The sequence below is a fragment of the Leptolyngbya iicbica LK genome (assembly GCF_004212215.1).
Taxonomy (GTDB): Bacteria; Cyanobacteriota; Cyanobacteriia; order Phormidesmidales; family Phormidesmidaceae; genus Halomicronema; species Halomicronema iicbica.
In genome coordinates, this window is sequence record NZ_QVFV01000009.1 from 94110 (window position 1) to 106153 (window position 12044).

The 12044-nt window shown below is 54.6% G+C and carries 11 protein-coding genes; 3 read left to right on the forward strand and 8 right to left on the reverse strand.

What is annotated here, in order from left to right; all coding sequences use genetic code 11:
* The first annotated feature begins 29 nt into the window (after positions 1 to 29).
* Positions 30 to 773 carry a gas vesicle protein GvpF gene (gene gvpF, locus DYY88_RS21785; protein ID WP_039729135.1) on the forward strand — a complete coding sequence of 248 codons (744 nt, stop codon included), beginning with the start codon at positions 30 to 32 and terminating at the stop codon, positions 771 to 773.
* On the opposite strand, the gene DYY88_RS21790 is transcribed toward gvpF, so the two are convergent.
* Positions 761 to 1339, reverse strand: coding sequence for a P-loop NTPase family protein (locus DYY88_RS21790; protein WP_044148826.1), 579 nt, complete (start codon positions 1337 to 1339; stop codon positions 761 to 763). The two genes, gvpF and DYY88_RS21790, sit on opposite strands and share 13 nt — an antisense overlap.
* A gap of 259 nt (positions 1340 to 1598) precedes the next feature.
* Positions 1599 to 1937, reverse strand: coding sequence for a hypothetical protein (locus tag DYY88_RS21795; protein WP_039729133.1), 339 nt, complete (start codon positions 1935 to 1937; stop codon positions 1599 to 1601).
* 1096 nt (positions 1938 to 3033) lie between these two features.
* Between DYY88_RS21795 and DYY88_RS21800 the strand changes: the two genes are divergently transcribed.
* Entirely contained in the window at positions 3034 to 3381 is a 348-nt protein-coding gene (locus tag DYY88_RS21800) for a DUF1815 family protein (RefSeq protein WP_039729132.1), read from the forward strand.
* Positions 3382 to 3525: 144 nt separating this feature from the next.
* On the opposite strand, the gene DYY88_RS21805 is transcribed toward DYY88_RS21800, so the two are convergent.
* The 4 genes from DYY88_RS21805 to ffh all read right to left on the reverse strand — a co-directional run bounded on the left by DYY88_RS21805 (position 3526) and on the right by ffh (position 7977).
* Positions 3526 to 4524, reverse strand: a complete 999-nt coding sequence (locus DYY88_RS21805) for an RluA family pseudouridine synthase (protein ID WP_063776210.1) — start codon at positions 4522 to 4524, stop codon at positions 3526 to 3528.
* Between the two features lie 30 nt (positions 4525 to 4554).
* Positions 4555 to 5001, reverse strand: a complete 447-nt coding sequence (locus DYY88_RS21810) for a YaiI/YqxD family protein (RefSeq protein WP_039729131.1) — start codon at positions 4999 to 5001, stop codon at positions 4555 to 4557.
* A gap of 26 nt (positions 5002 to 5027) precedes the next feature.
* Positions 5028 to 6233, reverse strand: coding sequence for an AI-2E family transporter (locus DYY88_RS21815; RefSeq protein WP_044148825.1), 1206 nt, complete (start codon positions 6231 to 6233; stop codon positions 5028 to 5030).
* A 259-nt stretch (positions 6234 to 6492) separates the two neighbouring features.
* The gene (ffh, locus tag DYY88_RS21820) at positions 6493 to 7977 is read right to left on the reverse strand and encodes a signal recognition particle protein (protein ID WP_039729130.1); all 1485 of its coding nucleotides are present in this window, start codon (positions 7975 to 7977) and stop codon (positions 6493 to 6495) included.
* Positions 7978 to 8302: 325 nt separating this feature from the next.
* On the opposite strand from ffh, the gene DYY88_RS21825 reads away from it, so the two are divergent.
* A complete protein-coding gene (locus tag DYY88_RS21825; RefSeq protein WP_130199557.1) occupies positions 8303 to 10525 on the forward strand; it encodes a GAF domain-containing protein in 2223 nt (740 codons plus the stop codon).
* Positions 10526 to 10573: 48 nt separating this feature from the next.
* Here DYY88_RS21825 and DYY88_RS21830 read toward each other — a convergent pair whose 3' ends face one another.
* Complete coding sequence (locus tag DYY88_RS21830) at positions 10574 to 11131, reverse strand: phycobiliprotein lyase (RefSeq protein WP_039729128.1); 558 nt, start codon at positions 11129 to 11131, stop codon at positions 10574 to 10576.
* Between the two features lie 208 nt (positions 11132 to 11339).
* Complete coding sequence (locus DYY88_RS21835; RefSeq protein WP_039729127.1) at positions 11340 to 11921, reverse strand: DUF3611 family protein; 582 nt, start codon at positions 11919 to 11921, stop codon at positions 11340 to 11342.
* Between the last annotated feature and the right edge of the window lie 123 nt (positions 11922 to 12044).

A 12044-nucleotide genomic window follows, 5' to 3' on the forward strand; every position in this document is an offset into this window, starting at 1 on the left:
CATCCTCATTGTTTCTCTGATGGCTAGCTATGCCACAACTGCTATATCTATACGGAATTTTTCCTGCGCCGGGGCCACAAGATTTGGAGGTGCAGGGGTTGGATCAACAGCCGATTCACACTCACATCATTGATGAGTTTGTGTTTTTGTATTCGGTGGCGCAGCAAGAACGTTACCTGGCCAGCCGCAAAAATTTGTTAGGCCATGAGCGGGTGCTCGAGGCGGCGATGAAGGTGGGGTATCGCACTCTGTTGCCGCTACAATTTGGCCTCATCATCGAGACTTGGGATCGCGTCATCAAGGAGTTAATCACCCCTCGTGGCGATGCCCTCAAACGCTTGTTTGCCAAATTAGAGGGGCGTCGTGAGGTCAGCGTCAAACTTTTATGGGGGCCTGACGCCGAACTCAATCAGTTGATGGAAGAAGATGCTGGGCTACGGGCTGAGCGCGATCGCTTAGAAGGTCAGCAGCTGAGCATGGATCAAATTGTTGATATTGGTCAGGCCATTGAAACCGCCATGACCGAGCGCAAGGATGACGTTATCAATGCCTTCCGGCAACGGCTCAATGCCCTCGCCATCGAAGTTTTAGAGAATGATCCCCTCACCGATGCCATGATTTACAATACGGCCTACCTGATTCCTTGGGAGGATGAAGTGAAGTTTAGTCAGGCGATTGAGGAGCTTGACGAGCAATTTGAGGATCGCCTGCGCATTCGTTACAACAACTTCACCGCTCCCTACAATTTTGCCCAGCTCGATCAGTTGTCGTGATTCGGCGTGATGGTGTCTGGGCCACTCGTGGCGATGCTCTCAGGGAGCGATCGCAGCCAGGTCTCAGCCTCGGCGGGCGATCGCAGTTCCACCAGTTGTAAATGTCGATATTGCGGCATGGCTAACCAATCGGGCAGCGATCGGCGATTTGGGCGGTAAGTTTTCAGCACCCACAGAATGATGGAATCACGACTCCAAAAGCCTTTGCGAAACGTTTCGTAGCAGCCATTCCATAGTTCTTGCTGCTGCCAACTGCGGGCGATCGTGCGCCGAGTTACCCGCCAAAGGATCAACGGTAATGAATAATTGAGCCAGACCACGACGGTAGCTCGTTCCCAAACAATGAGTCGCGCTCGTAAATAATTGCCGTCAACAACCCAATCATTGCCAGCTGTAGCGGCAGTTACCTTATCCCCAAACTCTTCGGTGGCCGAGGGCTGCCAACCCGGCTGCCAAAACAGCGCATCTAACTCGATATGCGGAATTTGCAACCTTGCGGTAATGGCCTGTGCCAAGGTTGTCTTACCGGCACCAGCGGTGCCCACAACGGCAATACGATGATTCATCTCGCGCCCCCGACTGGCGGCTACGTCACTTCATCCAGTATCCATGACTGACCCACCTAAGAGAGCCAGGCAGAAGCGCTGCCAGCCGCTGTTGTATTCCCCGCAAATTTACTGAACTTGTAGAAAACTCTTCTCAGCTATCCGGATTATTCACCCACAGCGAAGAACAGTGGAACGGTAGATGCACCCTGATAGAAATCCCCGGTCAAATGACCGGGGATTTTTTTGTCTACAAATTTCGCTAATCGGCTGTTGGTAACTAAGTCGACGGTTCAGATGCTTCCGGAGCATCAGCTGTGGGAGCGTCTGCTGCTGCCGCTTCGGGGGACGCTTCCGTCGCTTCTGGTTCGGAGCTCGCTTGGGGTTCGGGGCTCGCTTCGGGTTCCGGTTCCTCAACCTTCGGCTTGGGTCTCGGTCCCCGCATCAATGCGGGAGGTACTGCCGGAGCTTTTTCTTCGCGATCGCGCCGTCCCTTACCTTTGCCGCCTTTACGACCCTTGCGATCGCGGCGATTATCACTCCGCCCTTCGCTATCGCTATTGCCCTCTTGGGCGTCGCGGGCTGCTTTCTCCGACTTCTTAATAGGCCGTTCAACCATCACTCAAACTCTTTTGACACCATCAACGATACTACCGTGAAAGCTCCTACTTCCTAGACTGATACCCCCAACCGCAGCCTAAATAAGGTGTCTGAGCGGTCTGTGGGTGTAACAATCGTGTCTCCCCGTAGTTCATCAAGAGCCGTGCATGCCATGCCGCCACACCTTTGGGAAAAGCCCAAGAGGCTTTCAATCTTCTCAAGCCAAGGTTCGATGAGCACTGTCATGAGCTAGCCGCCCAAAATCTTGCTTACGTTTTTTCCTCTGCAAGGTTGTTGAGTTGATTGCCAACATTCGACCCAGGAGAGTCTGACGCTGGGAATTGCTGACTCCTGAATAACGCCGAGCAACCCCAAGATCAATCAGCAGTTAGCCGCTCCAGTCAGAAGGGGATGCGGTATTTGTACGCAGGAAACTTGCATACCCCACAAGTAGCTGGTGCCGAGCCAACATTAGTAACGTTGCAACCTGTTACCCCTCACTGCCTGACAAAAGTTCTTTGCACAGCTTGGACTAGCTGCAGGGAAACCCAAGAACAGCAACAGTTTCGGTAATTTACGCTGGCGCTTTAGCCAAGCTATGCCCGGAGGACTTTACCTCATTGACGGCAGCATAGGAACTACGAGAGTTTTGGCAGTCAGTCGGCTGATAACCTTTCATTCTGACGATCCATCTAATGAGGATAAATCGTAGAGACAGCAGTGGTTTTAGCCAGATTGTAGGTATTTAAACATCCCTCCAAGGGAGCTAGAAAAAACTTAAATATCTCGATAAGTTAATGTTGGACAAATAAAAATAAGTTATTTGCGACTTGGTGAAAACTTATAGGCACAACAGGCGATTCCATTCAAAATGCGTTAGAACAAAACCTTAAGCCCGTTTTTAATCGTTTAAAAAGCTACAGAGACTTTGTTCTCTGAACGCTAAGGTGATGTCTATCAGTTAAACAGTAAGCCCTTCCAAACACGGCCTGAGCAAGCGTTCTCACATACATAGGGGGCATTTTTAGAAGTCATTGAGTCCATTGCTGACTTTGTTAAGACAATCTAAAGATTTAAGGCTAAAATAGGAATCTAGCAGCGGAAGGAGATATGCCATGTTTGTCCGCCTGGCGGAACAGCACAAGAGTTTTGTGCAAGATCTAGTTATGAATTTGCAAGCTTTATCCATCGTTCTTGAGAACAGAGGATATTTGGCTTCTTGCTATACCTGTGGTGGGCAGATGAACAGTGCATCCTTTATGGTAAGCCTGGGTGATAGTCATCTGATTCGCTTTTTGGTTTCCGACTATGGCATTACCTGGACGGAAATGCGTGACGATAGAGAGTTGATGAAACTCGAAGGGGCCGAAGCGATTAACCAGCTACAAGAATTAGCGGATTTAGTTAAGTTCAGCGTTGAGCCTTCTAACTGCCGACCGACTACGACTGCGGCTCAATCATAGTAGTGGTGGGCCTATCGTGGCCAAGGAAGTGTCTCTAAATTGTGGGACGCTCTTATTTGTTGCTGGGCTCGATGAGTTTTACGTGGCGAACAAGGTTAAGTCATTCAGTTTCGTTGTCACTTAGTGGTGTTTTCCGGGTTCTGCCTAGAAGGTACTCTGAGTAGCGCTATCCTCATTTGGAGTGAGTGGATATTTGCGATCGCCGCCCTCAGATTTGACTTGTAAGCACAGGGGTGGCGGGCAGGTGATTTGCAACGTAGTGCGCTGGCGAGGATGAGTGAAATTCAGGTGATGGGCGTGCAGGTGGTAGCCGATATCGCTGGGGATGGGTGACTTGTCAGTGGCCATGGTTTTGAGAGGATGGCCCCCGGACGTATAGAGGGGATCACCCAAGAGTGGATAGCCGATCGCTGCCAGATGGATTCGAATTTGATGGGGGCGGCCGGTGGCAATGTTGACCTCCAGCAACGTTTGGTGGGCTTGTCGCTGTAAGACGCTACCCTGACTGTAGGCCCATTTGCCGGATGGGGTCGCGGCGAAAAGGGTTCCCAAACCTGGATATGGAACTGGCCCGATGGGCACTGACACCTCAAACGTATCAGGTAAATCGCTGGGGCCAATGAGCGCTCGATAGCTTTTGTGAAAATGGGTGGCCGGGCGTTGGCGATCGCTGGCTTGGCGTAACTGACGGCTGAGGTCAGCCCGAGCTAACGGCGATCGCGCTAGCAACATCACCCCTGAGGTGCCCCGTCCTAGTCGATGCACGGGGGTGGGCGGGTTCTGGGGAAAGCGCTGCCGCAGTTGGTGTAGCAGCGTATGTTCCAAAAATTGGCCGCCGGGAAGGACGGGAAGGCCCGAGGGCTTGGCGATCGCCAACAAATCCTCGTCTTCGTAAAGCACGTCGAAGTTCAGCGGCACGTCAGGTTCTTGCCAGGGAGCGCGATGGTATGCCAAGAGTTGTCCAGTTTGCAGCCGCTGATCGGCATGACCGGGGGTGTCGGCGACGGTGACTTGCCCTTGCTCGATGCGGGTGCGCCACTCCTCGCGGGTGGAATGGCGGTAGCGTTGAGCGTAATAGTCCAGCAGGGTTTGTCCGGCAGCCACCGGAGGAACGCGATCGCGGTAAATCCAGCCTTGGTTCATAGGGGGGATCAGGATGACAGGCAGCGAGGGTCAGGTGTGTTGGGTGAGAAAGCGATCGAGTTGGTTGGCAAAGGCTTCGCGATCGCGGGCGTGAAAGGGCGGTGTGCCACCTGTTTCGACACCACTATTGCGTAACTCGTCCAAAAAGTTGCGCATTGAGAGCCGTTGGCGAATGATGCCGCGATCTAAAAATTCGCCTCGGGGGGTGAGGGCGTAAGCGGCTTGGGCGATCGCCTCCGCTGCGAGAGGAATGTCTGCCGTGATGACCAGGTCCCCTGCTTTGAGGTGCTGCACGATGTAGGTGTCTGCCACGTCGAGGCCCGCTTTAACCTGCACCGCTTCAATCAAATCAGACGCTGGAATGGTCAATTCTTGATTAGCGACTAGGGTGGTGGCGACGCTGACGCGCCGCGCTGCCCGAAAGATAATTTCTTTAATGACGCGCGGGCAAGCATCGGCATCGACCCAGATATGCATGGTGACGTTCCTGTCGGGTGGGCATTTTACGGTTCCGGCGGGGGGGCGATCGCGGTCGCAGCGGTCGCAGACGTATCCATGCCATTACCATTGGCGGATTTGTCGGGCGATGGTGATATCGCGGCGGCAGCATCGTGGTCTTGGCGGGCAATCCGAATGGCTGCAAGGGCCTCTTTGACGACGACGGCGATCGGCACCGCCACAATGACTCCCAGCAGTCCGCCAATGCGCACCCCGGATAACAGTGCAATGAACACCCAAAACGGATTCAAGCCGGTAAAACTGCCCAACACTCTGGGAGCCAAAACGTTTTCGACCAATTGTTGCACCAGGGCCGACACCAACAGCACTTTGACCGCAATGCCGATATCGCGCAGACCGACCAGCAGCGTGACGATAATGATGCTGACGGTGCCCCCAAAAGGGATCAACGCCGCGAGGCCAATGCTGATGCCAAACAACAGACCAAAGGGGACTTGCAGGGCAACATAAATCACGGTCAGCGTAGTGCCCATGAGTGACGCGACTACCACCTGCCCCAAAAAGTAGTTGCGAAAGCTCTGCCGTAGGGTTTCAGAAAAGAGCTCTTGCGCCTTGCCCGGTAGCCAGATGACGATGCCGCCCCACACGTCATCACCGTGCTGTAACAGGTAAAAGGTCAGCACGATCGCGAGCACCACATCCAGCAATTTGTTGGCCGTGAAGAGAGCGACGCCAAAGGTCAGGTTGAGTGCTTCGCCGGCGATCGCTTCAAACCGGACTTTGAGGCGATCGTTAATCTGGCTAATCACCCCGTCCAGGTTAAAGGGGAGTCCCCAGGCTTCAAAGCGACTATCGAGCATCAGCAGTTGTCCTTTGCCGGAGTCAAACCATTCCGGCAATTTAGTCACCAACTGCTGCGCCTGTTCAAACACCAGCGGGAAGATCGTGATGCCCACCGTCAAAAAGGTCACGATCGCCCCCAGGAGCACCACAACGGAGGCAATGCCGCGACGAATGCCTAATCGCCGCAACCAGCTGACAGGGTAGCCCAGCAAAAACGCCAACAGTGACGCAATGATCACTGCCACTAAAATTTCCCGAAAGTAATCAAAAATGCGAGCCAAAGCCCACACGTTAAGAACTGCTAGCGGCGCGGCCAGCAAGATCACCAGTGTGCGAGCAAATGGCCCGAGCGACTGCCACCAGCGCGCGATCCAACTCTCAGCGTGGGTAGGGGTGACATGGGTCATAGGTTTGGCGGCCCCCAGACGGCGTGCGTTTTTTTAGTTTATGGCGACGACGATAAAATCGTTTAACGCAAATTTAGCCCACCGCCACAAAGACTGATTCAAGTTTGCTAGCAGCCTCCTGCCGCCCTGGAGTCTCGCATGAGCTGAGGAATATGGCAAAAAAAGAAACTGAGCCTGTAACTCATTAATCTATCCACCCATCCAAGGCTTCCGACTGGGTTGTGATTTGATCGGCGATCGCTGCTGTGCAGGACGCTCGTTACAGATCGCCAAAGCCTTTCTTTTTCTTGTTCTTTTTCTTCTTTTTGCCGCCGCCGCCCATGCCGGGATAGCCACGAAAGCCCGGTTGGGCGCCGCCGCCCATGCCCGGAAAGCCACCGCCCATGCCCGGAAAACCACCCCCCATGCCGGGGAAGCCGCCGCCCATGCCGGGCATCCCCATCTGGCCGGAGCCCATTTGCTGCATCATGGTGCGCATCTTTTGGAAGTCGCTGACCAGCTTGCTCACGTCCTTATCTTGGTAGCCCGAGCCACGAGCGATGCGGCGGCGACGGCTGGGTGAACTGGAGAGCAATTCTGGGTTTTTGCGCTCTTCCTTGGTCATAGATTTGATCATGGCTTCGACCCGGCGCAGTTGGGTTTCGCCCTGTTGCAACTGATCGTCGGAGATTTTGCCCGCCATCCCCGGAATCATCTTCATGATGCCGCCGAGGGAGCCCATATTTTTCATCAGGCGGGTCTGCTTGAGGAAGTCATCGAAGTCGAATTTCGCTTCTAGAATTTTTTCTTGGAGCTTTTCGGCATCGGCAATATCCACCGCTTCCTGGGCTTTTTCCACCAGGGTGAGCACGTCGCCCATGCCCAGAATGCGGGAAGCCATGCGATCGGGATAGAAGGGCTGCAGCGCCTCAACTTTCTCCCCCACGCCGATGAATTTGATCGGCTGGCCGGAAATTTGTCGCACAGAAAGCGCCGCACCACCGCGCGAGTCGCCGTCCATTTTGGTGAGAATGGCCCCAGTGATCCCGATCTCTTCATGAAAGCTGCGGGTCAGGTTGGCGGCTTCTTGCCCGGTCATGGCATCCACCACCAGCAGCACCTCATCAGGCTGCACGGCTTCCTTGATCTGGGCCAGTTCCGCCATCATTTTGGGGTCAATTTGCAGACGGCCAGCCGTATCCACAATGACGGTGTCGATGCCGTCTTCTTTGGCTTTGGCGACTCCCTGGCGGGCAATCTCGACGGGGTTGGCATCCGTGCCCAGGTCAAAGACGGGAATGTCGATCTGTTTTCCCAGGGTGATGAGCTGATCCACGGCGGCGGGACGGTAGACGTCGGTGGCGACCATCATGGCCGATCGCGATTCTTTGCGCAGGTGCAAGGCGAGTTTGGCGGTCGCGGTAGTTTTACCCGTCCCCTGCAAGCCCGCCATCAAAATCACCGTTGGCGCGGTTTCTGCCTTCGCCAGGGGAGCGTTGGTTTCCCCCATCAGTTTCGTCAGCTCGTCGTTGACGATTTTGATGAACTGCTGACCCGGATTCACGCCCGAAACGACTTCCGCCCCTAGCGCTTGCGCTTGCACTTCGGCCACAAATGCTTTGACCACTTGCAGGTTGACATCCGCCTCTAGCAGCGCGCGACGGACATCCCGCAACGCTTCCTGAATATTGGCTTCGCTGATTTTGTCTTGGCCTCGGAGCTTTTTCCAGGCCGAGTCAAATCGTTCAGAAAGGGCTTCAAACATAAGTCAATTTGCTGCAAGTTAGCGGAAACGAAGGTTAAAGTAGGCAAAATAGTCGTTGAGTACCTTGCCGTTTTAACGGTTTTTCAGAATCTCTATTGTAAGGGGTTGATGCCTTGGACTATGGCTTTGATGCCGACGGGTTTCTGGAAAATTGCTCTGACCCGCTGTAGGGGTAGGCGTATTGCAGGCCAAGGGGTAAGTGGGCAAGGTGCATCAGAGTCTTCAGCTGAACCGCCGATTCAAATTCTTCCGAGACTTGTCGCAGATGGATGACGGACACGCTGTCTTGGGATCGACCAATCATGATCAGCAGGGGAACCCCACAATGCCAGATGGTCAAGCAAAGCAGTCACCGCAATTTGAACCCGTGACCGTACCGAGTTGGTGGTCGGTGCTGGAGCACCACAGTCGGCTGCTGGTGGCCGCGATCGATATTGCCACCCACCGCATTGAGTGGACCAGCGATCGCTTTCGGCAGTTGGTCGGCATGGTGGATGCGCCGCCATCGCTAGGGGCGGCTGTGTTGCAGCGACTGTCGCCCGATGATCAGCTGTGGGTACGCGAGCGGATTCGGCGGCATATTTTGAACGCGATTTTGACCGAACGCTATGGGCAGAGCGACCTGTTGCCCTCGCGCTGGCTGCATGAGTCGTTAATTGTCTCGGTGAGTTCGCTGGATGGCGATCGCGCCCGCTTTGTGGAATTTACCGTGAGTAGCGATCGCCTCCAACTGCTGACCCTGGACCCGGCAGTGCAAGCGGCTTTGGATCGCTGCTGGCCGGAATCGCCGGAGGCGGGTGAGGTGTTACAGCAGCTCCAAGATGCCCATTCGCCGTTGCAAGCGGTGTTGCAGTTGCTCAACCCGCAAACCTACACCGCCAGTGGAGTGGTTTTGGTTGAGGGAATGGACGTTAGCGATCGCGAGGTCACGCAACGGCTGATCCACTTGTTGCTAGATCGCGAATCGATTTTGCAACCCCGCCGCTTTTTGCAGGCCAATACGCTGCTGAAGCGGCTATTTCGCGCCACCGATAGCTTTATTCTCACGGCTGAAGATAGCAACGCCGCCTTATATTTGGATTTGGACAAACCCGAGTGGACGACGCATCCGCTGCCCGCCGACTGCCTACAAGAATCGGTGTTGTTCAAAGCGGCCTCTGCAGGCACTGTGCTGAATCTGAAGGATTTGAGCGTACCGTGTTTGTCGGCTTGCGAACCGATGCTGCGCCAGCGCGGTGCCCAGTCACTGTTAATCTTGCCCCTGGTGCTGAAATCAGTCCGTCTACAAGACTCGCCCCAGTTGCTAGGCGTAGTGGGAGTGATGAGCGACCAACCTGATGCCTTTGATGCGATCGACGAGCACAATGGCAAAACCCTGGCTCCGGCCTTGACCATTGCCATGCGCCAAAGCGTCAACGAGCGATTTATTCACATTCACGAATCGGTGCGGTGGCGATTTGAAGAAGAAGCTGAGCGGCGCAGCTTGGGCTTGCCGCCCGCGCCCATCACCTTTCGCGAAGTGTATCCGCTCTATGGCATTTCCGATATTCGCGGCTCTTCTAACGAACGCAATCGGGCCATTCAGCAAGATTTACTGACCCAGTTTCGGCTGGCGCTGGCGATCGCGACGGCAGTGTACGAAGCCACCCAGACGGCGTTTGCGGCGCAATTTAAGCAAGATCTGCAAGCCACGATTGAGCAGCTCCAGCAAGGTATCACGGTCGATGCCGAGATTACGCTCTTGCGATATCTGCAAGAAAATTTAGAAGCCCACTTCGACTTTTTCAAAACCTGTGGGGAGACTGTGCGGTCGGCGATCGCGGCCTATGACGCGGCTAAAGATAACGAACATGACTGTGTGTACGATGCGCGATCGCGCTATGACCAGACCGTGCAGCACATCAACCTTTCACTGCGCGATACCTGGCAACGCTGGCAGCGCACTATGCAGTGTGTCTCGCCCCACTACTGCGACATCGAAGCGACTGACGGCATTGATCACATGATTTATGCGGGCAGCGCCATTGATCAGCGATTTTCATCCTTTCATCTGCGGAGTTTGCGGTACGAGCAGCTCCGGGCCGTTTGTGCCTGTGCTCGCACGGGCTTTCGACTCAAGGCAGAACACGCTACTGATATGGACCTGACTCACCTGGTTTTAGTGCAAGACAGCACGGTAGATATCACCCACGACGAAAGCACTGAACGGTTGTTTGACGTGCGGGGCACCCGCGACACCCGCTATGAAATCGTGAAAAAGCGCATCGACAAAGCCCTTGATGCCACGACCCACGATCGCATTACTCAACCCGGCTGCCTCACGCTCGTCTATTCCACCAATGAGGAATGGAAGGAATATCAGGAGTATCTGCGTTATTTGCAGCGCGAAGGCTGGGTCGGCAGCGATATCGAACAGGGTGCAGTGGAACCGTTGCAAGGCGTCACGGGGCTGAAATTTGCCCGCGTCACCGTGTTAGATGCACCACCTCAGCAGGACGAGCTTCAACCGATGGATGCCTCTCGTAATCACCATAAAGCGGAAGTCTGATTGGCGCCACCAGACCAATCAGACTTCAAGATAACTGCTATACATGGCCTAGGGCTGCTTTTGCTCGACGCCAAACCCAGCTAACCGCACCGTTTCGAGTGGCGCGTGATCGACTGGGGGGCGCTGATAATTCAAAATGCGGCGAATGCGCAGGGTCGGATTCACCAGCGTGATGGAGTCCACTGAAACGACCTGGGTGTAGCGGGTTGTCATCAGCAGTTCGCGATGGTGCAGGCCAAAGCGAAAGTGGGAAATGATGGGCTTGGCCTCTTCATAGGCGCGATCGCGCAAATAATCTCCTTCCAAAAAGCCGTCGCCCGTGAGTCGGGGGACAAACAGCATGCGCAGTTCTTGACTCACCTCTTCGCCCGTTTCAGAAACGGTGTGAAAGCCGAGGCGAAATCCTGGCATGGTGTCGATGTCCTCGACCTCGCCATACTGGTTATCCGACAACACTTTTTCTTTGAGGTCGCGGGTGATGGGGGCCACGGCGAATTCCGTACGCGATCGCTCGACTTCTTGATGGGTCAGGTAGTGATAGGTGCGCTCAGTCACCCATTCGCCCACACAGCAGTCAAAAAAGTCGTAAAACGGTTGAATATCCATGGTGCGATCGCCCCAGCCATGTCGTGCTCACTATTGCATGTTAAGCCATCTATGCAATGGTTTCGCCCGTTCAGTTACGGTTGGCAATGGTCTCATTGCGGCGAGTAAAACTTGAGGGGCCCATCGTGATTTGCGGTGCTTGGGGGCTGCTTCACAGCTTCACAACCCAAAAATCAGGTAAAGCGGGGACGGTTCCCTGAGATGAGCTCTAAGTATTGTCCAAAGAATTCATAATCCACAATGTCAACACCAACCCGACAAAATGGGCGAGCAGAATATTGGTATTGGCCTGGATGACAAAAATATCGAGAGGCTGTACATATTGGCTGACGTTGCCCGGCGCCCCAAACACGGCTGCGCCTTGGGGCTGAGACAGCGCTTTTGCCAGGAGGGCTCCGACAGTGGCTTCTGCGCCCAGCAGGGTGGCGAGCATGCCGCCGAGGCTCATGAACAGGCCAATTTTCAACGTGCGGATGGCGTCTTTGGGTTTGGGGCGTTTGGTCTCGTCGCGGCTGCGGAGTTGTCGGCCCAGGCGAGTGTAGCGAAAGGCCCAAAACGCGCTAACAAAGACGGTGATTTGCCCCACTGACGTGAAAAAGAGTCCGGCCCCAGCCCCAGGATTATTGCCACCACTGCGGGCCGAGAGGCTGGCGATCGCAAACAACAATGCCAAACTCGCAATCACCCCCAAGACAATCTGGGCCCAAAAACTAATCCAGCCAAAGCGCCGAAACGCGCCGGAGATGCGGCGAATGGCTGGGGGCAATGAATACTCTAGCTCTTGGGTCATGGCGGCAAGCTCAGCCGGAATCTCGGTTCACAACAGGGAGGATAACAGCCACAAAGCTGTAGTTGTGATTCTAGACTACTCCTGGTTGGGGGCACCGATTTGGAAAAAGAGCGGCACAATAGT